General features: G+C 69.8%; 19 protein-coding genes. 11 read left to right on the forward strand and 8 right to left on the reverse strand.

Going from position 1 to position 24,085, the window contains the following annotated elements:
• Positions 1-150 precede the first annotated feature (150 nt).
• Complete coding sequence (locus VZL07_RS10700) at positions 151-1,065, forward strand: symporter (protein WP_426755393.1); 915 nt, start codon at positions 151-153, stop codon at positions 1,063-1,065.
• 67 nt (positions 1,066-1,132) lie between these two features.
• Here VZL07_RS10700 and ppsA read toward each other — a convergent pair whose 3' ends face one another.
• Entirely contained in the window at positions 1,133-3,478 is a 2,346-nt protein-coding gene (ppsA, locus tag VZL07_RS10705; RefSeq protein ID WP_426755394.1) for a phosphoenolpyruvate synthase, read from the reverse strand.
• Positions 3,479-3,774: 296 nt separating this feature from the next.
• Between ppsA and VZL07_RS10710 the strand changes: the two genes are divergently transcribed.
• From VZL07_RS10710 to rpsD, 5 genes are all read left to right on the forward strand, one after another.
• Positions 3,775-4,830, forward strand: coding sequence for an NAD(P)-dependent alcohol dehydrogenase (locus tag VZL07_RS10710; RefSeq protein ID WP_426755395.1), 1,056 nt, complete (start codon positions 3,775-3,777; stop codon positions 4,828-4,830).
• Positions 4,831-4,906: 76 nt separating this feature from the next.
• Positions 4,907-5,482, forward strand: a complete 576-nt coding sequence (locus tag VZL07_RS10715) for a TetR/AcrR family transcriptional regulator (protein WP_426755396.1) — start codon at positions 4,907-4,909, stop codon at positions 5,480-5,482.
• Positions 5,483-5,554: 72 nt separating this feature from the next.
• Entirely contained in the window at positions 5,555-6,256 is a 702-nt protein-coding gene (locus tag VZL07_RS10720; RefSeq protein ID WP_426755397.1) for an SDR family oxidoreductase, read from the forward strand.
• 11 nt (positions 6,257-6,267) lie between these two features.
• Positions 6,268-7,695, forward strand: coding sequence for an MATE family efflux transporter (locus tag VZL07_RS10725; protein WP_426755398.1), 1,428 nt, complete (start codon positions 6,268-6,270; stop codon positions 7,693-7,695).
• Positions 7,696-7,814: 119 nt separating this feature from the next.
• Entirely contained in the window at positions 7,815-8,447 is a 633-nt protein-coding gene (gene rpsD / locus VZL07_RS10730; RefSeq protein ID WP_426755399.1) for a 30S ribosomal protein S4, read from the forward strand.
• Positions 8,448-8,510: 63 nt separating this feature from the next.
• Here rpsD and VZL07_RS10735 read toward each other — a convergent pair whose 3' ends face one another.
• From VZL07_RS10735 to VZL07_RS10755, 5 genes are all read right to left on the reverse strand, one after another.
• Complete coding sequence (locus VZL07_RS10735; RefSeq protein ID WP_426755400.1) at positions 8,511-9,509, reverse strand: alpha/beta fold hydrolase; 999 nt, start codon at positions 9,507-9,509, stop codon at positions 8,511-8,513.
• 177 nt (positions 9,510-9,686) lie between these two features.
• Positions 9,687-10,145 carry a hypothetical protein gene (locus VZL07_RS10740; protein WP_426755401.1) on the reverse strand — a complete coding sequence of 153 codons (459 nt, stop codon included), beginning with the start codon at positions 10,143-10,145 and terminating at the stop codon, positions 9,687-9,689.
• A 44-nt stretch (positions 10,146-10,189) separates the two neighbouring features.
• Positions 10,190-12,754 carry a polynucleotide kinase-phosphatase gene (locus tag VZL07_RS10745; RefSeq protein ID WP_426755402.1) on the reverse strand — a complete coding sequence of 855 codons (2,565 nt, stop codon included), beginning with the start codon at positions 12,752-12,754 and terminating at the stop codon, positions 10,190-10,192.
• Positions 12,751-14,151 carry a 3' terminal RNA ribose 2'-O-methyltransferase Hen1 gene (locus VZL07_RS10750; RefSeq protein ID WP_426755403.1) on the reverse strand — a complete coding sequence of 467 codons (1,401 nt, stop codon included), beginning with the start codon at positions 14,149-14,151 and terminating at the stop codon, positions 12,751-12,753. Before VZL07_RS10750 ends, VZL07_RS10745 begins: the two co-directional genes overlap by 4 nt.
• 164 nt (positions 14,152-14,315) lie before the next feature.
• Positions 14,316-14,879 (reverse strand): hypothetical protein, encoded by a 564-nt coding sequence (locus VZL07_RS10755; protein WP_426755404.1) that lies wholly within the window; start codon positions 14,877-14,879, stop codon positions 14,316-14,318.
• A gap of 162 nt (positions 14,880-15,041) precedes the next feature.
• Between VZL07_RS10755 and VZL07_RS10760 the strand changes: the two genes are divergently transcribed.
• Together VZL07_RS10760 and VZL07_RS10765 are read left to right on the forward strand one after the other, a co-directional pair.
• The gene (locus VZL07_RS10760) at positions 15,042-15,614 is read left to right on the forward strand and encodes a helix-turn-helix domain-containing protein (protein ID WP_426755405.1); all 573 of its coding nucleotides are present in this window, start codon (positions 15,042-15,044) and stop codon (positions 15,612-15,614) included.
• 6 nt (positions 15,615-15,620) lie between these two features.
• A complete protein-coding gene (locus VZL07_RS10765) occupies positions 15,621-16,211 on the forward strand; it encodes a GNAT family N-acetyltransferase (protein ID WP_426755406.1) in 591 nt (196 codons plus the stop codon).
• 443 nt (positions 16,212-16,654) lie between these two features.
• Here VZL07_RS10765 and VZL07_RS10770 read toward each other — a convergent pair whose 3' ends face one another.
• Complete coding sequence (locus VZL07_RS10770; protein ID WP_426755407.1) at positions 16,655-17,719, reverse strand: HEAT repeat domain-containing protein; 1,065 nt, start codon at positions 17,717-17,719, stop codon at positions 16,655-16,657.
• A 229-nt stretch (positions 17,720-17,948) separates the two neighbouring features.
• Entirely contained in the window at positions 17,949-20,033 is a 2,085-nt protein-coding gene (locus VZL07_RS10775) for a prolyl oligopeptidase family serine peptidase (RefSeq protein ID WP_426755408.1), read from the reverse strand.
• A gap of 233 nt (positions 20,034-20,266) precedes the next feature.
• Here VZL07_RS10775 and VZL07_RS10780 point away from each other — a divergent pair, with 233 nt between their 5' ends.
• From VZL07_RS10780 to VZL07_RS10790, 3 genes are all read left to right on the forward strand, one after another.
• On the forward strand, positions 20,267-22,015 hold the full coding sequence (locus VZL07_RS10780) for a DUF6311 domain-containing protein (RefSeq protein WP_426755409.1): 1,749 nt from the start codon (positions 20,267-20,269) through the stop codon (positions 22,013-22,015).
• A gap of 11 nt (positions 22,016-22,026) precedes the next feature.
• Entirely contained in the window at positions 22,027-22,758 is a 732-nt protein-coding gene (locus VZL07_RS10785; protein ID WP_426755410.1) for a 2OG-Fe dioxygenase family protein, read from the forward strand.
• 163 nt (positions 22,759-22,921) lie between these two features.
• On the forward strand, positions 22,922-24,085 hold the full coding sequence (locus VZL07_RS10790) for a bestrophin family protein (RefSeq protein WP_426755411.1): 1,164 nt from the start codon (positions 22,922-22,924) through the stop codon (positions 24,083-24,085).

A 24,085-nucleotide genomic window follows, 5' to 3' on the forward strand; every position in this document is an offset into this window, starting at 1 on the left:
GGCAGCCATCCCTCCCAGGGGTGAGGGCCTCCCCCTTGACTGCGGGAGCGGAATCCCCCCTGGCCCACGCTTGCGCCCCCTTCGAGGACCGTGCGCACGGCCGGCTCCCCCGGCATGTCCCCGGGGACTTCACATGGCCATCCTTCCGGCATGGACATCGAGGTGACCGCCGCGCTCGGCGCGCGGCACGCAGTCGAGTTCGCGGTGCGGCACCTCGTCGTGCTCATGGGCTTCGTCCTCGGCCTCGCGGTACAGGCGAGCGCCGTGAGACACGCGGTGCGGCTGTCTGCCTATACGCGAGGCCTTCCCACGGTGTTGCTGGGGGCTCCGCTGCTGGCTCTCGTGGTGGTGCATGCCTTCCCCCTGCCTCCCATCGCCACCGGCATCCTCCTGCTGATGGCCATCAGCCCCGGTGTGCCCAGCGTCGCCATCGCGGCCTACCGGCAGCGCGGGGACCTCAGCCTCACGGTGGCGCTGTCGCTCACGCTGTCGCTGGCAGCCATCCTGTTCCTCCCCCTTTCGCTCCGGCTGCTGGGGGACGTCTCCCCGGACGTGTTCAGGGCGCCCCCCACCGTCCGGCTCCTCGAGCGGGTCGTGCTGCCCTTCCTGGTGCCGCTCGTCGCGGGCTGGACGCTGCGCGCGTGGCGCCCCGAGCTGGCCCGGCGCCTGCTGCGGCCCCTGCTGTGGCTCTTCAAGGCGGTGTTCGTCTGCGCCGTGCTCGCGCTCCTGGTCATCAGCGGCCCGCGCCTGCGTGACGTGGATGGTTGGATGGTGCTGGGGATGCTGGTGATGACGCTGGGCTCCGCGATGATGGGGCATCTGGCGGGCGGCCCCTTGCCCGAGGACCGGACCGCGCTCGCGCTCGCCGCCGTCTTCGGCAACCCCTCCATCGCGCTCGCCGTTGCCAGCGCCAGCGACCAGGGGCTGCGGCTGCTCCCCTTCATGTGCGTCTACCTGGTGCTGCGCACCGTGGCGCTCACGCCCTACTTCCTCTGGAACAAGCACCGCCTCCGCCAGGGCGCGCCATCGCTCCGGAAAGGCGAGCTGCGCCACGGGCGAGCCTGATACCGCCGACATCCCTCCACGACGATGAAGCGCCCTGCCGACAAGGGACGCCGTGCCACCGGCGGACCTAACACCCCTGGAGCGGAACACGCCTCGATGCGGCCAGCAGCAATCGCTGCTCCGCGGCCGCAATCACCCGCCGCGTCGCGGGCACCGCCGCCGGATCCACGGAGATGGAGGTGATGCCTGCCCGGACCAGGTGCTCCGCGAAGTCCGGCCGGTTCGAGGGCGCCTGGCCACACAGCGAGGACGTCAGGCCCGCCTCCTCGCAGGCCCGGATGATGTCCCCCATGGCGGCCAGCACCGCGGCGTCCGCCTCGTCGAAGAGCTCGGCGCAGGACTCCGAATCCCGGTCCACCCCCAGCATGAGCTGCGTCAGGTCGTTCGAGCCAATGGACACGCCATCAATCCCGCACTTCGCGTAGTCGCCGATGCGGTAGACGACGGAGGGCACCTCCGCCATCACCCACTTCTTCAAGCCGCGCTGCCGCCCCAGCGCACTCCGGGCGATGAGCTCCAGGCATGCCTCGAGCTCCCAGAGCGTGCGCACGAAGGGGAGCATCACCTGGAGGTTGGGCGTCTGCTCGCGGACGCGCGCGAGCACCTCCAGCTCCAGCTGGAACACCTCGGGCTCGCGCAGGTAGCGGTAGGCGCCCCGGAAGCCAATCATCGGGTTGGACTCCTCGGGCTCGAACGCCGCGCCCCCCTCCAGGCCCCGGAACTCGTTCGTCCGGAAGTCCGTGGTCCGGTACACCACGGGGCGAGGATGGAAGGCGCGCGTCGTCTGGAGCAGCGCGTGCGCCATCCGGTCCACGAACTCCCGGCTCCGGCCCTCGGCGATCAGCTTGCGCGGGTGCATGCCGCCCAGGGCCTCGGTGAGCATGAACTCGGCGCGCAGCAGGCCCACGCCATCCACCGGCAGCGCCGCCGCCTCGCGAGCCTGCATCGGGAGGGCCAGGTTGACATAGAGGCGGGTGGCCAGCGCCGAGGGCATCTCCACCGCTTGCGGGCGCGCGGCGGCTTCCACGCGCTGCTCGCGCGGCGCCTCCTGTCCCTCGCGGACCTCCCCCGTCGTTCCGTCCACCGTCACCCCTTCCCCGTCCCGAAGCGCATGGGTCGCGGTGCGCGTGCCCACCACGCAGGGCTTGTGCAATTCGCGGCTGACGATGGCGGCGTGGCATGTCATCCCGCCTCGGTCCGTCACGATGGCCGCCGCCCTCCGCATGGTCGGCACCCAGTCCGGCGACGTCATCGAGGCCACCAGCACCTCCCCTGGCTGGAGCTGGCGTCCCTCCTCGGGTGTGCTCAGCACGCGCACCCGGCCGGAGCCCACGCCGGGAGAGGCCCCCAAGCCCTGCACGAGCGTCCTTCCCGTGGGGCGCTCCTCCCGGAGTCCAGCCTGTGTCTCGCCCTTCCCCAGCGTGGTAATGGGACGCGTCTGCACCAGGAACAGCCGGCCGCCCTCCTCGGCCCACTCGATGTCCTGCGGCGCGCCGTAGTGCTGCTCCACGCGCAGGCCCAGCCGCGCCAGCTCCAGCACGGCGACGTCACTCAGCACCCGCTGCTGTGCCTGCTCCGGGCTCAGCGTCTCTTGCTGCTCGTGCCCTTGCGCGTCGCGAACCCGCCGGAAGCTCTTGTCACCCACCCGGACCTCACACACCCGCGGGCCCTTCTTGAGCACGCCGTAGGTATCCGGCTCCACCTGCCCGCCCACCACGACCTCGCCCAGCCCCCAGGCGGCCTCGATGACGATGCGGCCGGTGTCACCCGAGGACGGGTCCGCGGTGAACATCACGCCCGCCCGGGACGAATCCACCATGGCCTGGATGGCGACGGCGATGGCGGGCTCCTCGGTGAGCCCCTCCGCCTTCCGGTAGGCCACCACGCGCTCGCCGTAGGCCGAGGCCCAGCAGGCCCGCAGCGCAGCCATCAACGCTGTGTCTCCCACCACGTTGGTGAAGGACTCGTGCATGCCCGCGAAGGACGTGGCCTCGGTGTCCTCCGAGGTCGCCGACGAGCGCACCGCCACGGCCCGCCCCTCTCCGAGCTGGTGGTATGCCTCCAGGACCTGCGCGCGCAGCCACTCCGGAACGGAGACACCTCGCACGCACGCGCGAAGCTGGTCCGTGACGCGGGCCAATGACGCCGCGTCGTCCGGGTCGACGCGCTCCCAGAGCGTGCGCAGCTGCGAGCGCACCGGGGACATGGCCTCGTGAAAGGCAGCGGCGGTGACGACGAAGCCCGGCGGCACGGGCAAGCCCGCGCGCGTCATCTCGCCCAGGTTCGCGCCCTTGCCCCCCGCCAGGCCCACGTCGTCCCGAGAGAGCTCGCTGAACCAGAGCAGCCGCGGCGCCTCGGTCGTGTCCGCACGCTCGGGCCCTCGGAAGTGCTCGGTTTCAGGTGTCACGTCCATGGCGTGGGCTCCCTGCATCAAGCGCCTGCTGGCACAGCCGAGGCCTGCCAGCGTGTCGATGCGGCTGACAGTGCCACCCGCCAGACAGGCGCCGTCCACAGGGAAGGATGCGGACTGCGCGTGATGACGCCATCCAGCAGGGCCGAGGCCGCGGGCCCATGCCCCCGGCCGCTCCTGCTGCGAAGCGACGAACGCCTGGAGCGTGGCCGACTCCATGCGGAGGGATGCACGGGTGCCGCCTCCTGACACCGTGCTGAGACTCCACCGGAGACGCACCACGTGCGCTGGGGGAACACATGCGAGCCAATGTCTTTCGTGGCGTGAATCGCTTCGGCATCGAGGAGGTGGAGCGGCCTCGCGCGGGCGCCGGAGAAGCCGTCATCCGGATGACCCTGACGACAATCTGTGGAACGGACCTCCACATCGTCCGGGGCGAGTACCCGGTCCGCGAGGGGCTCGTCATCGGACACGAGCCCGTGGGGGTCATCGAAGAGCTCGGCGCTGGCGTGACGGGCTACCAGCCGGGGCAGCGGGTGCTCGTGGGCGCCATCACCCCGTGTGGACAGTGCAGGGCCTGCCTGTCCGGACACCTCTCGCAATGCGGACATGGTGGGGGCTGGGAGGCGGTCGGAGGCTGGCGCCTGGGCAACACCCAGGATGGGGCCCAGGCCGAGTACATCCGGATTCCATCGGCCCAGGCCAACCTCACGCCGATTCCGGAGGGGCTCACGGACGAGCAGGTCGTCCTGCTCTCGGACATCGCCTCCACGGGCTTCAGCGGCGCGGAGTCGGGTGGCGTGCGAATCGGCGATGCCGTGGTCGTCTTCGCCCAGGGCCCCATCGGCCTGTGCGCCTCCATTGGCGCGCGGCTGATGGGCGCGTCGCTGGTGGTGGGCGTGGACGGCGATGAGGCCCGATTGAAGCTGGCGCGGCGGATGGGCGTGGACGTGGTGCTCGACTACCGCCAGCAGGACGTGGTGGCCGAGGTGAAGCGGCTCACCGGTGGCGGCGCCGACGTGGCCATTGAGGCGCTGGGCACCCAGCAGACCTTCGAGAGCGCGCTGCGCTGTCTGCGCCCCGCGGGCACCCTCTCCAGCCTGGGCGTGTACTCGGGCAAGCTCCAGCTGCCCTACGACGCCTTCTCCGCTGGACTGGGAGACCACCGCATCGTCACCACCCTCAGCCCGGGTGGCAAGGAACGCATGCGACGCCTCATGGACGTGGTGCGGCAGAAGCGCGTCGACCTGTCGCCGCTCATCACCCACCGCTTCAAGCTCGATGACATCCAGGAGGCCTACGCGCTCTTCGGCGAGCGCCGCGACGGCGTCTTCAAGGTGGCCATCCACCCTTGAACCGCCCGGCCCCTCCCCGGAGGGCTCCCGCGGTCTCCGTTGACAACCGGGGGCTCCTTTTTATGATGAACGTCATATGACGACGCCATCCAAGAAGGAGCAGACCCACGAGCGAATCCTGCGGAGCGCGGCCCGTGCGATTCGACGGGAGGGCTACCAGGGCGTCAGCGTGGCGGACATCATGAAGGACGCGGGGCTCACCCACGGCGGCTTCTATGCCCACTTCTCGTCCCGGGAGGCCCTGCTGGCCGAAGCGCTCGAGGCCGCCGCGGCGGAGACGACGCAAACGCTCGAGGACGCCATCCACAAGGCCGGGCCCGACGAGGGCCTGGAGGCCTTGCTGAACGCCTACCTGTCCGACGCGCATGCGAAGCATGTCGAGCGGGGCTGCGCTCTGGCCGCGCTCGGGTCGGAAACCCGGCGCCAGTCCAGCGAGGTCCGGTCGGTCACCACCCAGCATGTCCGGCGGATGCTGGACCTGCTCGAAAGCCAGCTCCCCTCCGGCGACCGCGCCCAGCGGCAGGAACAGGCCCAGGCCGCGCTGAGCACCCTGGTCGGCGCGCTCATCCTCTCCCGTGCGGTCAACGACGCCAGGCTGGCGCAGGCGTTCCGGACCGCCGCGAAGCGCGCCATCCACGACAGGAACGACTGAAGACACGGCTGTTGGCACACGCCGCGGCCTCGCGCCGCGAAATATGACGTTCATCATAAAAGGAGCAGCACCATGCAGCTCGAGAACGCAGTGGCCCTGGTCACCGGAGCCAACCGAGGCCTCGGCCTCGCCTTCACGAACGCGCTGTTGGAGCGCGGCGTGCGCAAGGTCTACGCGGCGGCCCGGGAGCCGGTTCCCAGCGCGGTGCCAGGCCTCGTGCCCGTCCGCCTCGACGTGACGCGGCCCGAGCAAATCGAGGCCCTGGCGCGGGAAGCCGGCGACGTGACACTGCTCATCAACAACGCCGGCATCCTCCAGTCGACGCACCTGACGAGCGATGACGTGCTCCGCCGCGCGCGAAACGAAATCGAGACCAACTACCTGGGCCCGCTCGCGACGAGCCGCGCCTTCGCGCCCATCCTGGCCCGCAATGGTGGAGGCGGCATCATCAACGTGTTGTCCGTCTTGAGCTGGCACGCCTTCCCGGGCTCTTCGACCTACAGCGCCTCCAAGGCCGCCGCCTGGGCGATGACCAACGGCCTGCGTCAGGAATTGCGCGGGCAGAAGACCCAGGTCCTGGCCCTGCACGTCGGCTACATGGACACCGACATGGCCCAGCAGGTCACCGCGCCGAAGTCACATCCGACAGACGTGGTGCGTCTCACCCTGGATGCGCTGGAGGCCGGGCAGGACGAGGTGCTCGCCGACGACGTGAGCCGCCGGGTCAAACAGGGCTTGTCGTCCGGTGGCTATCTTGCTGCGCTGGGCGCGTGAGGTGACGTCCCATGGGTGACGCAGCCCGCAGCGACGCAGCCCCGAATCCCGCCGACGCGTCCGGGCCGGCCCCTTCCGTGCCTCCCGGGCGAGCCGCGCTTCAGGACGCGATGCTGCGGGGGCCTCTCCTGAAGCCCCTGCTCCGGATGGCGGTGCCCACCACGCTCGTGCTGATTGCCCAGTCGTTGGTGGGCGTGGCCGAGAACTGGTACGCGAGCTTCCTCGGCACCGAGGCGCTCGCCGGCGTCTCCCTGGTGTTCCCCGTCCTGATGTTGATGACGATGATGTCCAACGGCGGCATTGGCAGCGGGGTGGCCTCCGCTGTCGCCCGGGCGCTGGGCGCGAAGCGGCAGGACGATGCGAATGCCCTGGTCTGGCACGCGGTGGTGCTGGCGGTGGGCCTTGGCCTTGTCTTCAGCGTGCTCGCCTGGATGTCTGGCCCGGCGCTGTACCGGGCGCTGGGGGGACAGGGCGGTGCACTGGACGCCGCGCTCCAGTATTCGAATTACGTCTTCGCGGGCTCGATTCCCTTCTGGCTGGTGAACCTGCTCGCGGCGGCGCTGCGCGGCGCGGGCGACGTCCGGGCGCCGGCGCTCGTCACCCTGTCGGGCGCGGCCGTCATCCTCGTGGCATCCCCCGTCTTCATCTTCGGCTTCGGCCCCATGCCCGCCCTGGGCCTCGCGGGCGCGGGGCTCGCGATGAACCTGTTCTACCTGGGCGCCGCGCTGTGGCTGCTGCGCTACCTGGCCTCCGGACGCGCGGCGGTGCGCCTCGCGCCGGGCCCCATCGCGCCCCGCTTCCTTCGCGACATCCTGCGCGTGGGCTTCCTCACGGCCTTGAGCGCGGTGCAGCCCAACCTGATGGTGCTCATCATCACCGGCGCGGTGGGCCTGTTCGGCGTGGAAGCCCTGGCCGGCTACGGCATGGCTTCACGGCTGGACTACCTCATCGTCCCGGTCCTCTTCGGGCTGGGGACGTCCGTGTTGACGCTCGTCGGGACCAACGTCGGCGCGGGGCAGCCCGAGCGCGCCCGGCGCATCGCCTGGCTCGGCGGCGGGCTGGGCTTCGCGGTGGCGGGCGTCATCGGGTTGGCCGCCGCCGTGGCACCCGAGGTCTGGCTCCATGCCTTCAGCCGGGAGCCGGCCGTCGTGGCACCCGGGGTGGACTACCTGCGCATCGTGGCGCCGTTCTACGGACTGCTGGGGCTGGGCTTCGTCCTGGCCTTCGCCGCCCAGGGGGCGGGCCGCGTGCTGTGGCCCTTCCTCGCGGGCACCTCGCGCCTGGTCATCAGCGCGGGTGCCGGGTGGCTCGTGGTCGCACGACTCGGCGCGGGGCTCCCCATGCTCTTCGCCATGGTGGCCGCGGGGCTCGTCGCCTACGCCGGCGTGACGGCGGTGGCGGTGAGGTCCGGCGCCATCTTCCGCCGGTACACGGCCTGATGCGCCCCCACCTCGAATTCCAGTCTTGACCGTCGGCCCTGTTTGCGGATATTGAAATTGATACTGATTATCAAATTCATCCCGTCAATCACACCGGGAGAGGGTCGGAGGAACACGACGTGGCACGCGACTTGGGACCGCGGGGAAAGATGTGTCGTCGGCTGGGGATTCCACTCTCGCGCATCAGCGGGAAGGACCCGGACAAGGACCCGGTGCTGCGCCGGCCCTATCCCCCTGGTCAGCACGGCGCCACCGCGCGCACGAGCGTGAGCGACTTCGCCCGCCGGCTGAGGGAGAAGCAGAAGCTGAAGCTGTACTACGGGCTGCTGGAGAAGCAGTGTCGCCAGGCCTTCCAGGAGGCGCGCAGCGCGCCAGGCAACACCGGCACGGTGCTGCTCCAGCTGCTGGAGAGCCGGCTGGACGCGATGGTGCTGCGCGCGGGGCTGGCCACGAGCATCCGCCAGGCGCGGCAGTTCGTGCGGCACGGCTACTTCCAGGTGAACGGCAAGCGCACGGACATCCCCAGCTTCCGCCTCAAGCCCGGCAGCGAGGTCCGGTTCCACGCGGCGCACCTGAAGCTCGCCGTGGTGCAGGAGTCCTTCAACCGGATGAAGTCCCGGTCCGTGCCCGCCTACATCCAGGTGCTGGGTGAGGGCGAAGGGCTGCGCTACCTGCGCCTGCCGGAGCGGGAGGAAATCCCCGTGGACGTGAACGAGCCGTTCATCGTCGAGTACTACGCGCAGCGGAGCTGAACCTCCGCGAGCCGGTCTGCCCGTGCGCGTGGCATGGGCAGACCGCCAAGCGCCAGCGCGCTGCTACCGAGCGGCGGTGCTGTCGAAGAACTCACGCATCCGCGTCACGACCTCGGCGCGGTTCGTGAGCCAGATGTAATGGCCCGCGTTCTCCAGTTGCAGGTGCCGCCAGCCCGGGTGCCTGCGCAATGCGGCCTCCAGGTCCGCTTCGTGCTGACGGATGGTGGGCAGGAAGTCGCGCGCCCGCTCCCGGAGGTCGCTGGGCAGCACCTCGCTCGCGGCCAGGGCCTCGACCCAGGCGGTGAAGCCCTGGCCGTCGTACAGGGACAGCACGGGCCCCCGCACGCGGGTGAGGTCCTGGATGGCGGAACTCCGGACGCACTGCTCGGTGGCGCCGGGGTGGCGTCGCTCGCCCGCATAGGCGCCCGTGGTGGCGTCGAACACATACGACTGCTCGAGCTCGTGGGCGGGAATCCCGCCTCCCAGGTCTCGGGCCAGTTGCTCCGCCACGGCCTGCCGTGACGGCAGCCCGCTGAGGTCGGAGAACGGCAACGGCGGCAGCGGAAGTCCTTCCAGGAACGCGGAAATCTCTCCGCGGCTGTCGGTGGCGTCCAGGTAGACGAGCGCGTCCACGCGCTCGGGATGGTGGAGCGCCAGCCACGTCAGCTCGTCCCCCGCCAGCGAGTGCCCCGCGAAGGACGCCTTCGAAATGCCGAGTGCGTCGAGTGCCCCCAGGACATCCGTACCCAGCGTGGCGGTGTCGTAGCCGGTGTCGGGCCAGTCCGAGGCTCCGAAGCCCCGGCGGGTGAGCGCATAGACGTGATGCGTGGCGCGGAACTCGAGCGCGAGCTCGTCATAGATATGCGCGGTGCTGCCCATGCCCGCGAGGAACACGAGCGCGGGCCCTTCACCGCCGAAGTCGAGCACTTCCAGCTCGACGCCCGGGACAGCCTCCACACGTGTCACCCAATGCAAGTCAGGCGGATCGTCCGTGGGGTCCGAAGGCGAGGAATCACAGGCAGCCAGCAGGAGCAGCAAGGCACCAGGCAGGATTGTTCGCATGGGATGGGGGATTCTGGAGAGGGCCTTGGACAGACACCAGCGCCCGCCGGGGATGCCCCGCCCCTGTCATGCCCGCACATTGCCCGCAGGAGCCATGGGCCCCGCTAGCCCGCAGGAGCAAGCAGCAGGGCTGAAAGCCCTGGCACGGAGCGCAGGCCCGGCTCACCACTTGGTGCGTCAGGCAGGAAGGCGGGCGGGGTCCACGGTCGACGTTCCGGCGAGGAGCACGTCACGCGCGTCCCGCACCTTGCGAGCCCGGTGCGCGTAAACCCCACCGCCCACGACGATTCCCAGCGCCGCGAAGAACCAAGGGAACGGGGAGTAACTATACGAAGGGTGTCCCTCCATCACTATGCATGAATGTTCCAGGGACAGCGCTGCCAGCAGCCACGACCCGATAAACACCATGGGCCCCATGATGGCGACTGCCATCGATATCCACGCGAGGGAGTCCCCCCATCGCATGAGACGCCCCGCGACAGGCGAAGGCCCCCTCAGCAATCCATCACCAGGCTGACGCGGGCCCCACAGCAGCCAGTATCCCACGGCCAGCCCGACGGACATCGCAAGGGCGAGCACCCACCCCAGGCTGGACTCCCACAGGAGGGATGGAGACGGCTCGTCGTAGAAGTTCATCCACATCCCTCCCAAGGGCCCACCGGGTGTCCACAAAGCTTACATCAAAGCCGCGGGTCCACGGGCTCGCTCTCCAGGGCGAGGACGCCAAAGACACACTCATGCACCCGGCGCAGGGGCTCGCCGCGGGCGAACCGCTCCAAAGCCTCCACGCCCAGCGAGAACTCCCGCAGCGCCAGGGAGCGCTTCGTGGACAGCCCCCGCTGGCGCAGCCGCTCCAGGTTCTCGGGCGCGGTGTACTCCGGACCGTAGATGATGCGCAGGTACTCCGGGCCTCGCGACTTGATGGCGGGCTGGAGCAGCCCCTTGCGCCCGCGCACGGCGAAGTCGAGCGGCTTGACCACCATGCCCTCTCCTCCCCGCGCTGTGAGCGCCTCCCACCACCGCACGCCCTCGGCCACCGCGGACGCGTCCTCCAGCGCCACCACCCGGTACGGCGTGGCCACCAGCATCGCCGGGTCCGCCTGGCACACCTGGGCGAGCGCCTCCATATGCCAGACGTGGTCCTTGTCCACGTGGGCCGCGCCCTCCGTCGCCAGCAGGTGGAAGGGCGCGAACCGCACGTCTTCGAGCGAGCGCACCGGCCAGCAATAGCGCCGGTAGGCCTCCACGTACCGCTCCACGCTCCGCGCCTTCTCCCCGAACCGGCCGGAGAGCGCTCCCACCTCCAGCCCCCGCGCCTCCGCCTGCCCCAGCACCGACACCACGTCCGCGAGCGCCGCGCGCGAGGCCGCCCCCACCGCGGCGTACTGGTCCCGAAGGAGCTCCTGGGCCTTGAGGGACCAGGGCATCAGCTCACCGTCGAGGCATGCCCAGTCCGTCTGGTGCGCCTCCCAGAAGCCCGCTGCCGTGAGCGCCGCGCGCACCCGCTCCAGGAAGCCCGCTTCGAGCGACGCGTCCGAGAAGAAGCGCCGGCCGGTGCGCGTGTAGCAGACACCTGTCTCGCCCGTGGTCACCCCGAAGCGCCGGCGCGCGGCCGACTCGTCGCGTGCGACCACGACCACCGCGCGAGAGCCCATGTGCTTCTCCTCGCACACGACCTTCGCCACCCCTTCCTTGCGGAAGTACGCGAACGCCTCCGCCGGGTGTTCGAGGTAGCCCGCTTCCTGACTCGTCTCCGAGGGCGACATGGTCGGAGGCAGGTAGATGAGCCACTTCGGGTCGATGGCGAACCGGCTCATCGCCTCCAGCGCCGCGGTGGCGTTCTCCTCGCGCACCGTCACGTTCTGCCCCAGCCGCGTCGTCACCACGCGCTTGCCCACCACGTCCTCGATGTCCAGCAGGTCGTCATGCACCTGCTGCGCACGGAGTCCCCCATCGACGGCGGCGGCACCCCCCAGGGGCCGGATGGCCTCCACATAGGCCCGCGCGGCCTGCACCGAGACGAGCTCACGCTCCGGATAGCGCAGCGCCGTCAGCTTGCCGCCGTACACGCAGCCCGTGTCCACGCACAGCGTGTTGTTGAGCCAGTCCGCCTCGAGCACGGGCGTGTGCCCGTACACCACCATCGCCTTGCCCCGGTACTCCGCGGCCCAGTTGAAGCGCACGGGGAGGCCGAACTCATCCGTCTCGCCCGTCGTCTCGCCATACAGGGCGAACTCACGCACCCTGCCGGAGCCACGCCCCTGAAGCGACTCCTTGAGCCCCGCGTGCGCCACCACCAGCCGCCCATCGTCGAGGACGTAGTGGGAGACGAGCCCGTCGATGAAGTCCGCCACCGCCTCGTGGAACTCCGGCGGCTCGCGCTCGAGCTGTTCCAGCGACTGGGCCAGTCCGTGCGACACCTTCACGTCGCGCCCGCGCAGCTTGCGCAGCAGCTTCACTTCATGGTTCCCGGGCACGCAGAGCGCGGTGCCCGCCTGCACCATGCCCATGACGAGCCGGAGCACGCCGGGCGTGTCGGGGCCACGGTCCACCAGGTCACCCACGAAGATGGCCTTGCGCCCCTCGGGAGGCCGCACGTCGAACCCGGGCGTGCCGTCCGCGCGCGGGCGCATCTCGTAGCCCAGCTTGCCGAGCAGCGCCTCCAGCTCCTCGCGGCACCCGTGGATGTCGCCAATGATGTCGAATGGGCCGTGCTCGTGCTTGCGGTTGTTCCAGAGCGGCTGGCGGGTGAGCTCGACCGCATCCAGCACCTCCGGCTTCAGCACGTGGACGTGTCGGAAGCCCTCGCGCTCCAGGCCCCGCAGCGAGCGGTGAAGCTGCTGGAGCTGGTTGCGCACCACGTGGCGGCCGAAGTCGCGGTCCGGCCGCTGGCGGTTGCGCTCGTGGCACGTCTTCTCGGGGACATCCAGCACCACCGCCACCGGGAGCACATGGTACTCGCGCGCCAGCGCCACCAGGGGCTTGCGCGCCTCGGGTTGCACGTTGGTCGCGTCAATGACGGTGAGCAGCCCCCGGGCGAGGCGTTTGGCCGCGACGAAGCGCAGCGTCTCGAAGGCGTCCTTCGTCGCCTCCAGGCTGTTCTCGTCGTCGGAGACGATGCCCCGGTAGGTGTCCGAGGAGAGGACCTCGGTCGGCTTGAAGTGCCGGCGCGCGAAGGTGGACTTGCCCGCCCCGGAGGGGCCGATGAGCAGGACGAGGGACAGCTCGGGAATGGAGAGCTTCATCGCGAGAACACCGCCATCTGGGTCGGCGCGCCGACGTCTGGGTCCACGGGACCCACGGGGAGGAAACGGACGCTGTAGCCGAAGCGCTCGCACATGCGCCGGGCCCAGGTCTCGAACTCGGTCCGGGTCCACTCGAAGCGGTGGTCCCGATGGCGGAAGGCCCCCGCGGGCAGTGACTCGAAGCGCACGTTGTACTCGGCGTTGGGCGTGGTGAGCACCACCACGCTGGGACGGGCGAACTCGAAGAGGACGCGCTCGAAGGCCGCGAGGCGCGGCGGGTCCAGGTGCTCGATGACCTCGATGACCGAAGCGGCCTCGTAGCCCGCCAGCCGCTTGTCCCGGTACATGAGCGAGCCGTGGAGCAGGCTCACCCGGCGGCGCTGCAGCTCCGGCATCCGCGCCAGGCCCAGCCGCTCCGTGGCGATTTCCAGCGAGCGGTGGGCCACGTCCACGCCGAGGATGTCGGTGAACCGCCGCTCCGCGAGCAGCGCCTTGAGGAGCTTGCCCTCGCCGCAGCCCAGGTCCACCACGCGCGTGGCACCGCTCTCCAGGAGGACGGAGACCACCGCCTGGAGCCGCTGCTCGTTGAGGCTCAGCCGCGACTCCAGCGCGTCCTCTTCCCGGTTGCGCGCCTGCGCGCGCTCCTCGGGCTCGGGGGCCTCGTCGCCGGAGAGCCGCTCCAGCGCCTCACGCGCGAGGCTCTTGCGGTGGCGCAGGTAGCGCCGGGCGATGACCTCTCGCTCCGGGTGTGACGCGAGCCAGCCTTCCCCGTGCCGCAGGAGCTTCTCCACCTCCTCGTCACCCACCCAGTAGTGCTTGTCGTCATCCAGCACGGGGACGAGCACGTAGAGGTGCGTGAGGAGCTCGCTCACGCGCGTGCGCGCCTCCAGCGTCACGGTGAAGTAGCGGCTGTCGCCCCAGTCCGGCACCGTCTCGTCGAGCACGTGCCACGTGGCGGTGACGGTGTAGCCCAGGGGCTCGAAGAGCCTGCGCAGGAACGGCTCCCCGCCACGGCAGGGGAGCACGGAGAGGCGGGCCACGAGTGGAATCGGCTGCCCTGCCAGCTCTGGCCGCTCCTTGCTGTCGCCCGACATCGCCGAGCGGAACGTGCGCGCGAGCGCGACGCTCAGGAACGATGAGGCCACGTAGGGCCGGTCATTCACATACTGGTCGAGCGTGCCGCCTTCACCGGAGGGCCCACGGCGGTTGCGCACGAGCCCGACGGGGTCGACCTCGACCAGGAGCGCCACGGTGGCGCGCTCGGCGCTGGCCTCCGGGTAGAAGACGTGGGCCTGTCCGAAGGACAGCTCGAAGGACTGTGGCCGTTGGGGGTTCTTGTGGAGCAGGTACCCGAGGTCGGTCGCGGGGTGATGTGTCGTCGAGAGCGTCAGCAGCATGGCCTTCCTATCGCGGTTCCACGGCGGCTCGGAGCTGCGTTTCCGAGACGCGGGAATGTAGCGGGGGGAAGACCTTGGCGGCCGGGCGGGCCTGACAGCGAGCGCCCGCTCGGCCGTGCGTGCTTACCGGCTCCACGGCCCGCGAACCTACGCGGGCCTCACGACTACATGGGGCCGGCGCAGCTCGCGGTGTGCACCGAGCGCGGGCACCAGTAGTTGGTGATGTTCAGGCCGGCCTTCGTGCCCGTGCGCGTGTTGCACGTGCGCGAGCCCCAGTTGGACTCGTTCAGGGTGATACGGCGGGGGCTGACCGTCTTGTTGACCTTCGCGACGTACGCCGTGTGCCCGGCGGGGTTGGAGCCCAGAATCATCGCCACGCAGCCCACGTGCGCGTGGTTGCTGTTGATGATGGCCCGCTTGTCGCTCCACGTGAACAGGCCATAAGGAAGGCCGGGAGCGCGGCATCGGGCATACGCCACACACTCGTCGTTGCAGTACCCCGTACAGGCCGCGGCGGAGGCCATGGCGGAGACCTCCCCCTCTTCGTCATGGTCTCCCCCGTAGAGGGCTTCTTCATCGATACCATGCTCCCACGCCGACTCCGGAGAGGACTCCGACTCGGACACCTGGGACTCCGGTGCCACCTCTTCCCCCACACCACAGCCAGCGGCCGTGAGGGACAGGGTGAGGACGGACAACGAAAGAAGCCGCATCTTGAGCTGAGACATCCTGTGGTGCTCCTGAAAGGGAAAGCGCTGCGCGGAGCACCGTAGCAGCCGCATCACAGCAATAGCCCTAAAAACAGATTAACTGGACATATCCGACATTCCGAACAACGGCAGGGCGACACCCGCTTGACGTCATCCCGGGCCTGGGAAATTTTCCCAGATATGGAAGAGACCGGGACGAGCGGCGCCGACATCGACCAGCAGATTGCCCACCGGCTCCGTGCGCTGCGTGCGGAGCGGCGCTGGTCATTGGACGAGCTCGCCCGGCGCAGCAAGGTCAGCCGCGCCACCCTCTCCCGCCTGGAGAACGCCGAGGTCAGCGCCACGGCGGTAGTCCTTGGAAAGCTCTGCGCGGCCTATGGCCTGCCCCTGTCGCGGCTGATGCGCATGGTGGAGGATGACTTCATCCCGCTGGTCCGCCGCGAAGCCCAGCCCGTCTGGACGGACCCGAGCGTGGGCTTCCAGCGGCGCTCGGTGTCCCCGCCGGCGCAGACGCTGGCGGGCGAGGTCCTCGCGTGCGAGCTCGCGCCCGGCGCACACATCACCTACGAGGAGCCGCCCCGGCGCGGCCTGGAGCACCACCTGCTCCTGCTCGAAGGCCAGTTGGACATCACCGTGAACGGGCAAACCCATACGCTCCAGCCAGGGGATTGCCTGCGCTACCAGCTCTTGGGGCCCAGCGCCTTCATGACGCCCAAGCACTGCGCGGCCCGGTACGTGCTCTTCCTCGTGTGAGGCGACATGGCCCACGACACGCCCACGATTGTTTCAGCGCTTTCGGCGGATGACGTCGCCCGCCATCTCCCCGAGCTCGCCGCGCTGCTGCACGACTGCGTCAACACGGGCGCCTGCGTCAGCTTCGTGCTGCCCTTCCCTCCGACGGCGAGCGAGGCGTTCTGGCGCCAGAAGGTGCTCCCCGCCGCCCAGGCAGGTGGGCTCATCGTGCTGGTGGTGAAGCGGGAGGGCCGGATTGCCGGCTCGGTCCAGCTCGACTGCGACACGCCGCCCAATCAGCCCCACCGCGCGGAGGTCCGCAAGCTGCTGGTGCACCCGGACTTCCGCCGTCAGGGCATTGCCCGGGCGCTGATGGTCGGGCTCGAAGACCACGCGCGCCAGCGGGGGCGCACGCTGGTGACCCTGGACACGCGCACCGGAGACAGCGCCGAGCCACTGTATGCCTCGCTCGGCTACCAGACGGCGGGGGTCATCCCGCACTTCAGCTTCGACCCGACCGGGAGCCGGCTCGACGCCACCACCGTCATGTACAAGGCCCTGGCGCCCCACCCCGCCTCCCTGGCGGGCATGACACGGAAGAAGCACTCCACCCGGTAGCGCAGCCGGTACAGCGTGCGGGCCAAAGGAAGCGACCGCTTGCGGCTTGGGTTCATGGCATCGGCGCGTCGCAGTAGCCGCCTTTGCATTTGCCCAACAAGAGTGGAAACGGCGGGGCCACCAGGTGGTGTTTATGGCATGGCGAGCCGTCAGCGAGACGCACGCCGGACCTTCTCTGAACCACTTTATTGTCAGGTACACACTCAACCACGCACAGCTCCTGGTCGAGTGAGTTGCTGTCGACCTTGGGAGTGTAGTTACTTCCACATGCCGCCTTCGCAGCCCGCTTCCACGCCTCCCTGATGGGTGGGCCTTGCGCGATGGCAGGGAAGGCGAAGGCGAGGAAGAAACTGGTGAGCAGCAATCGTTTTTGAGTCATCGTCCTGACGCTATTCCCTCGACTGGCCCGTGCCCAGCCGCCGCGGCCTGAGCGCCGATGTCCATCAACGCCCTTGCGTCTCCTCGAGCCAGCGACGCCACGCGGCCTCATCCGCGCCCAGGTCACGCCCGGCCAGCATCGTGAGCACCTTGAGCGCGGGCTCGTAATCGGTCGGCTGCTCCATGCCGACCATCTGAACGAGCATCTCGCCGGAGGTGTCGAGGATCTGCTTGCGGCGAACGGCGCCTTCAGTCTCGACGATTCGCACAAGCGCCCAGCCGGCCTTGTTGCGGTCGGTGCTTTGAGGGAACCACAGCGCCTCGAGTACCGGCTCGAGCGGGCTGATGACGCGCTTCTGGTCCTGCTGGATGGCTCCGAGCAGGCGTAGCGCCTCGTTGCGCACACCCGCGAAAGGGTCCTTCACCGCCGGCCCGAGCACCTCGGCGATCTTCTCGCGAGAGGAGGCATACGACAGCAGCATCACGGCCGACATGCGCCGGACGTCGTCGCGATCCTCGCGCAGTACGCGCACGAGCTCATCGAAGTGGCGAGGCACCCCCTCAACGAAAGGCTGCTCCCGATGCACCAACTCCGGGTGCTCGAAGCCGCCATAGCAGACAAGCCCGCGACAGGTCCCTGCGCCAAAGGCGGGATACGCCCCCGTCCGCCTCAGCTCCTCGAGCTTCTCCCTGTAGCTGGCCCAGGCAGAGAGCAGCCCCTCGGGATCCGGCAGCTGGCCCTGCGGCGCGGGCAGGAACGCCATGCGCCACTCATCGCCCTGATCCACGAGGTCCACCGTCACCCGCATGATGTTCCCGGGGTACTCGATGACCGAATACCGGCACAGGGCGAACTGCCAGGTCTCGGTCACGCGCTTCTTGCTCTCCTTGAGCATCCCGACGAAGTCAACCTGGGCCTTGTCTATCTTTGTGCCCGGAGCAGGCAACCCGATGACCTTGAGCAACTCCTCCTTCGGAACCTTGCGCGAGCCGAACACCTCGACACTCGCAAAGGTGAATACGGTGCTCGGAGCCGCAGGAGCCAGACCAGACTCAGGCGTGGCCTGTTGCACAGACGCGGCCTGTTGCACAGGCGTGGCGCAAGCTGCGAGCAGGGACAGACACAGCATCCATCGTCTCAAGACCCCTCCCGGGTACCGGACGGGGATATCCTCGCATCCGCTCGCGAGCTGCACCAGTGCAGCCAGTCCTGAAGCGCGCATGTAGCCCCGGCTCAGCCACCAGCACATCAAGCCGCTTCTGGCGCGCTACGAGCAGGATTGGCGCGATGTTTGGCCTCGCCGTGGGCCTGCACTTCCGGGCCATGCCGGCTTCGGACACCGGCACGGCCTCGGGCGCTCAGTCCATCAACTGCCGCGACAGGTAGACGTGGTGCAGGGCCCACCGGCGCGCGTTGAGCAGCGGGTCCGAGTCGTTGGAGTGCCCGCCGTCGGTGTTCTCGTAATAGAAGTACGGCAGCCCCATGGCCTCCAGGCGGGCCGCGAACTTGCGTGCGTGGCCCGGGTGGACGCGGTCATCCTTCGTGTTCGTGGTGATGTAGGGCGTGGGGTAGCGCACGCCTTCGCGGAGGTTCTGGTAGGCGGAGTACTTCGAGATGAACGCCGCGTCCTCCGGCACCTCGGGGTTGCCGTACTCGCCCACCCACGACGCGCCCGCCGGCAACTTGTGGTACCGCATCATGTCGATGAGCGGGCTCTCGATGACGGCCGCGTTGAAGAGCTCCGGGTGCTGCGTCATCGCCACGCTGGTGAGGACGCCGCCATTGGAGCGGCCGTAGATGCCCATGCGACGCGGCGAGGTCACCTTCCGCCGCACCAGGTCCTGCATCACCGCCGCGTAGTCGTCGAACGCGCGCTGGCGGTTCTCACGCAAGGCCGCCTGGTGCCAGCGCGGGCCGAACTCGCCGCCGCCCCGGATGTTGGCGACGACGTAGGCGCCACCGCGCGCCATCCACAGCCGCCCCTCCTCCGGCAGGTAGACGGGTGGCTTGGACACCTGGAAGCCGCCGTAGCCGTACACGAGCGTCGGGATGGTGCCGTCGAGCTTCCGCGCCCTGGGCCGCACCAGGAAGTACGGAACCCGCGTGCCGTCCTTCGACTTCGTCCAGTACTGGTCCACGCGGAGCTTCGAGGCATCGAAGCGCGCGGGCAGTGCCTTCACCTTCTTCACCGTGCCCGCCTTCGCGTCCGCGAGCCACAGGGACGTCGGCTCGAGGAACCCCTGCGACTTCACGAAGAACCGGTCATGCGCCGAGCTCGTCGAGGTGATGGTGACCGAGGCATTCTTCGGCAGGGCCAGACGCTTGCGGCTCCAGCGATTCTTCGACGGCGTGTAGACGTCCAGCGCGCCCTTCACGTCCTCGTACAGGCTCACCAGCACCCGGCCGCGCGTCGCGCCCACGGACTCGATGGCCTGCCGCGGCCCCGGCTGGAAGATGAGCACGGGCTTCGCCTTCGCGGGGTCCGCCTTCAGCGCGGCCAGCGGGTACGCCAGCAGCGCGCCCTGCTTGAAGCCGCCCCAGTCCTCTTCGATGGTGAAGACGACCTGCCCTTCGACGAAGGCCTGGATGGAGGCCTTCCGGGGAAGCGGAAGCCGGACGGGCGCCGCGTCGCCCAGCAAGTAGTGCTCCGACTCGAAGAAGGTCACCGCGCGGTTGACCAGCACGGCCTGGAGCGTGCCCTCCGCGTCCCGCAGGGGGATGGGCGACGCGGAGACGTCCGTGCGCGTCCCCCGGAAGACCTCCTGGGCCTCCGCGAGCGGCGTGCCGCGCTTCCAGCGCTTGAGCACGAACGGATAGCCCGACTCCGTCAGCGTGTCGCCACCCCAGTCACGCCCCACCAACAGCGTGTCCGCGTCCAGCCAGGCCGCGGACAGCTTGCCCTCGGGAACCTGGAAGCCGCCCTTCACGAATTGCTTCGCGGCGGCGTCGAACTCGCGCAGCTCGACGGCGTCCTTGCCACCGTTCGACAGCGAGACGAGGCACCGCAGGTCCGCGGGCGGCAGGCAGTTGCTGCCCTTCCAGATCCAGTTCGCCCGCTCGGCCTTCGCCAGGGCGTCCACGTCCAGCACCGTCTCCCATGGCGTCTGGGCGCTCGTGTAGCCCTCCAGCGACGCGTGCCGCCAGACGCCGCGCGGGTTGGTCCGGTCCTGCCAGAAGTTGTCCACACCCTCCGCCCGGAAACGGGGCGTGGGAATCCGGTCCGTGGAGGTGAGCAGCTCGAGCGCCTCCGCGTGGAAGGTCTCGAAGCGCGGGTCCTTCTCCAGCACCGCGAGCGTCTTCGCGTTCTGGGCTCGGACCCATTCGAGCGCACGGGCCCCCTGGACCTCCTCGAGCCACAGGAAGGGGTCCTGGGGCTCCTCGGCCGTCGCCACGGAGGTGGTCAGCAGCCCGGTCAGCAACGACGCCACGTATGCCCGTCTCATGTTCTCATCTCCCGATGCCCGAGGTGGCCCACCAACAGACCGAGCCCCCTCCCATTCCCCCGACCTTACCCCCAGCCCCGTGACGGACGCGCAGGCGGGGCCGCGAGCGCCCGCCATGCGTGCATCGCATCGGGACTGGCGGTGACAGCCTGCAAGGGAGTATGGGTCCCGCCACGCATGTCCCTCGGAGCGGCCGAGCTCCACCGTGAGGACGCCAGGAGTCAAAGCAGGTGGTGACGACAGGACCCGTCGATAAGAGGGAGCGGCTGCTGCCGTGGGTGGGCGCGGTGCTCGGAGTGTTGTGGTTCCTCGCCGCGGGAGGCGCGCCGACGCTCGACCCCACGAACCTGGACTGGATGGGCGCGGGAGACCCGGCGCAGCACGTGCTCGGGTGGCTCCACTTCCGCGACGCCCCGTGGAGCTTCCCCCTGGGCCGGTTGCCCAGCCTCATGCACCCCCATGTCATGACGGTGGGCTTCTCCGACGCGAACCCCTGGGTGTCGTTGGCGCTCAAGCCCTTCTCGCGCTGGCTCCCGCGGGACTTCCAGTTCGTCGGTCCCTGGCTGGCGCTGTGCCTGGCGCTCCAGGGCTTCATGGCCGTGAAGCTGCTGGGCCTCTTCACGCGTCAGCCGCTCCAGCGCGTGCTGGGCGCCGTGCTCTTCGTGACGGCGCCGGTGCTCCTGTTCCGCTCCGGGCACGACACGCTCTGCGCTCACTGGATGCTGACCGCGATGCTCTGGCTGTACCTGCGGCCGCGGGAAGACGCCCGGGCCGCGAGGCGCGCGCTGAGGTGGGCGCTGCTGCTCAACCTGCTCGCCGCCGGAACGCACCCGTACCTGACGGTGATGGTGTTCGCGCTCAGCGTGGCCTTGCTCGTCCAGGCGCACCGGGAAGGCCACCTGTCCCGGGCCGCCACCGGCGGCGTGTTCCTGGGGCTGGGCCTGACGGTGGCCATCCCCTTCCTCGTCTTCGGCTACCTGGGCCAGGGCGTGAGCACGGGCGCGAGCGGCTTCGGCTTCTACAGCGCGGACCTGCTCACGTTCATCAACCCGCTGGGCTGGTCCCGCCTGCTGCCCGCGCTGCCCATCACCGCCGGACAGTACGAGGGCTTCGGCTACCTGGGCACCGGCGCGCTCGCTCTCGGCGTCGTGGGCTTCGTCGGGTGGCTGTCCGCCGGCAGGCCGCGAAGCTGGGCCTCGGTGAAGCCCCTGCTGCCCCTGCTGCTGGTGACCTTCGCGCTGGCCGTGCTCGGCTTCTCGTCGACGATGACGGCGGCGGGCAAGACGGTGCTCACGATGCGCAAGCTGATGGAGCCCGTCATGCCGCTGCTCGGAGCCTTCCGCGCGTCCGGCCGCTTCATCTGGCCGCTCTACTACCTGCTGCTGACCGGGGTGCTCGCGCTGGTCCTGTGGCGCTGGCGGCAGCGGCCCATCGTGGCCACCGCCCTGCTCCTGGGCGCGGTCACCCTCCAGGTGGTGGACGCTCCCGACGTGTGGTCCCAGACGCGGTTCGTGGGCGCGCCGTGGCCGCGGCTCCGCGCGCCGGCGTGGGAGCAGGTGGACGCGTCCTATCGCCACATCACCCTGGTGCCGCCGGTCATCCATGGCTCGCAGAGGCCCTGCGTGGAGAACGGCTTCCCGGAATACACCTATGTGCGCTTCGGAGACCTGGCCTACCGCCAGGGCCTGGTGACCAACAGCGGCTACTCCGCCCGCCTCAACGAGCCTCGCGTCGCCGAGGTCTGCGCCGCGCTCCTGGAGGACATCGAAAACGGACGCCTCGCGGAGGACACCCTCTACGTGGTCGACACGGCGAAGCTGCCGCTCTTCCAGCGCCTGGGAGACCGGGTCACCTGCGGCGTGCTGGACGGTTACACCGTGTGCGTGACGGCCCGGGACGGGCGCTTCCGCGAGGCCTTGAGACAGGCGCCCCCGGCTCCGTTCCCCCCGTCTCCTGCTCCCTCGGCGAACACCCCTCCCTGAGCCCGACCTCCATGAGCTTCCAGCCCCCCCTCATCCCCGCGACCGAAGTCCCCACGGCGCTTCGAGACCGTGGCTACGCCGTGCTCAGCCGTGACGGGCTCCATGCACTCACCGGGCTCAGCGGCTCCGCGCTGGACGCCCTGCAGCCGTCCTGGAACGACCTGCCCCTGGATGGCTTCCTCCGGGACGGCGGCCGCTACCGCTCACGGCGGCACTCGTGCTTCATCGTGGATGGCGGCTCGGTGACGCAGGTGCCCCACCGCGCGCACTGGCAGCCGGTGGAGTACAACGCGCTGCACGGCGGGCTCGAGCGCTGGTTCGAGCCCGTGCGGCCAGACGTCGTGTCCCAGCCCGCCTGGGCGGGGCTGATTCGAGGCATCGCCGCCACCTGCTCCCAGCTCAGGGGCGAGCGTCCCTGGTACGTCGAGGCCCACCAGTTCCGCATCGACACCACGGACGGCATCGGCCGGCCCACGCCGGAGGGCGCGCACCGCGACGGCGTGGACTTCGTCGCGGTGGTGCTCGTGGGCCGCGAGGGCATCAAGGGCGGCGAGACGCGCGTCTTCGAGGCCGACGGCCCCAACGGCCTGCGCTTCACGCTGACCGAGCCCTGGTCCGCCCTGCTGCTCGACGACGCACGCGTGATTCATGAGAGCACGCCCATCCAACCGCTGGATGGGCCGGGACATCGGGACACGCTCGTGCTCACGTTCCGGGCCGAGGGGTTCCAGGGACCCGGGTAGCCGCCCGCACGTCTCTGCCTGCTCCAGGACACTCGGGATGTCCACCAGCGCATCTGCCTGACCCAGGCGCGTCACGAGGCAGGGGGGCCGCGTTGCCGGCTCGCGACCGCGTCACTAGACGCATTGCGCAAGGCGATCTCATCCCCCCTGGAGCACTCTCCGAATGATCGTTGGCCGGCGGCTGTCCTGGCACATCATCCTGCGCTACACCGGCAGGGCCGTAGTCATCCACGTCCTCTTCGCGTTGCTGGTCATCGTCGGCTACCGCCTGTTCGACGCTGAGTGGATGGCCGTCCCCGCCATGCCCGTGTCCGTGCTCGCGGCGGCGCTGGGCGTCCTGCTCGCCTTCCGCAACGGCTCCGCCTACGACCGCTGGTGGGAAGCACGCACGCTCTGGGGCGGCGTGGTGAACTATTCCCGGACCTTTGCCCGTCAGCTACTGACGCTGCTGCCGCGGCCCGGGCGCGAAGCCGGCGACACGCTGACGGAGCTGGAGCTGGCACCGCCATCGTCGCGCCTGCTGCGCACCGCGGTGGACCGCTCCAGTCGCCTGGTGACCGTGGAGGGCACGCGGGCCAGCGACGGCGCGGTCCGCGACCAGTTTGGCCAGGCGCGCGTGCACCCCGAGCAGGGAAGCCCGAGGGAGCGAATCGCCGCGCTCGGCACCTCGGTCGAGGCCCTGGGTGAGTCCCGCGGTGTCGTCACCAGCATGAAAGAGGACATCACCGAGGACGCCCGCGAGCTGGTGTACGCCCAGATGGGCTTCGTGAACGCGCTGCGCTGCCACCTGCGGCGGCAGGACCCGCTGCCGGAGATTGTTCCCTTCTTCCGGCCCGCCGTCATCGAGGCGCTGCGCGACGAACAGAACGTCCCCTCCGCGATCCTCCTGTGGATGGGCACGCGGCTGCGCCGCATCTACGGCCAGGTGACGGACACCCAGAAGGTGCTCTTCCTGCACGTGACGATGGACCGGACGCTGTCCGAGCTCACCAACCTGCTGGGGGCGTGCGAGCGCATCAAGAACACGACGCTGCCCCGCCAGTACGACATCCTGCTGCTGGCGATGACGCGCGCCTACCTGGTGCTCCTGCCCCTGGGCGTGGTGAAGGAGCTGGGCTGGCTCACCCCCCTCGTCACCGCCGTCATCGCCTTCCTCTTCATCGGACTGGATGCCGTGGGCCGGGACGTCGAGACGCCCTTCGAGGATGACGTCAGCGACACCCCCATGACGGCACTTTGCCGGACCATCGAAATCAACCTGCGGCAGATGCTGGGGGAAACGGAGCTCCCCCCTCCCGTCCAGCCTCAAAATGGGATTCTCTATTGA

This window comes from Pseudomyxococcus flavus, from assembly GCF_050038885.1.
GTDB lineage: Bacteria > Myxococcota > Myxococcia > Myxococcales > Myxococcaceae > Myxococcus > Myxococcus flavus.

Bases quoted from the DNA above. Each gene is read 5' to 3' on its own strand.
- VZL07_RS10700 (WP_426755393.1), top strand. From the start codon at position 151: ATGGACATCGAGGTGACCGCCGCGCTCGGCGCGCGGCACGCAGTCGAG.
- ppsA (WP_426755394.1), bottom strand. From the start codon at position 3,478: ATGGACGTGACACCTGAAACCGAGCACTTCCGAGGGCCCGAGCGTGCG.
- VZL07_RS10710 (WP_426755395.1), top strand. From the start codon at position 3,775: ATGCGAGCCAATGTCTTTCGTGGCGTGAATCGCTTCGGCATCGAGGAG.
- VZL07_RS10715 (WP_426755396.1), top strand. From the start codon at position 4,907: ATGACGACGCCATCCAAGAAGGAGCAGACCCACGAGCGAATCCTGCGG.
- VZL07_RS10720 (WP_426755397.1), top strand. From the start codon at position 5,555: ATGCAGCTCGAGAACGCAGTGGCCCTGGTCACCGGAGCCAACCGAGGC.
- VZL07_RS10725 (WP_426755398.1), top strand. From the start codon at position 6,268: ATGGGTGACGCAGCCCGCAGCGACGCAGCCCCGAATCCCGCCGACGCG.
- VZL07_RS10735 (WP_426755400.1), bottom strand. From the start codon at position 9,509: ATGCGAACAATCCTGCCTGGTGCCTTGCTGCTCCTGCTGGCTGCCTGT.
- VZL07_RS10740 (WP_426755401.1), bottom strand. From the start codon at position 10,145: ATGAACTTCTACGACGAGCCGTCTCCATCCCTCCTGTGGGAGTCCAGC.
- VZL07_RS10745 (WP_426755402.1), bottom strand. From the start codon at position 12,754: ATGAAGCTCTCCATTCCCGAGCTGTCCCTCGTCCTGCTCATCGGCCCC.
- VZL07_RS10750 (WP_426755403.1), bottom strand. From the start codon at position 14,151: ATGCTGCTGACGCTCTCGACGACACATCACCCCGCGACCGACCTCGGG.
- VZL07_RS10755 (WP_426755404.1), bottom strand. From the start codon at position 14,879: ATGTCTCAGCTCAAGATGCGGCTTCTTTCGTTGTCCGTCCTCACCCTG.
- VZL07_RS10760 (WP_426755405.1), top strand. From the start codon at position 15,042: ATGGAAGAGACCGGGACGAGCGGCGCCGACATCGACCAGCAGATTGCC.
- VZL07_RS10765 (WP_426755406.1), top strand. From the start codon at position 15,621: ATGGCCCACGACACGCCCACGATTGTTTCAGCGCTTTCGGCGGATGAC.
- VZL07_RS10770 (WP_426755407.1), bottom strand. From the start codon at position 17,719: ATGCTGTGTCTGTCCCTGCTCGCAGCTTGCGCCACGCCTGTGCAACAG.
- VZL07_RS10775 (WP_426755408.1), bottom strand. From the start codon at position 20,033: ATGAGACGGGCATACGTGGCGTCGTTGCTGACCGGGCTGCTGACCACC.
- VZL07_RS10785 (WP_426755410.1), top strand. From the start codon at position 22,027: ATGAGCTTCCAGCCCCCCCTCATCCCCGCGACCGAAGTCCCCACGGCG.
- VZL07_RS10790 (WP_426755411.1), top strand. From the start codon at position 22,922: ATGATCGTTGGCCGGCGGCTGTCCTGGCACATCATCCTGCGCTACACC.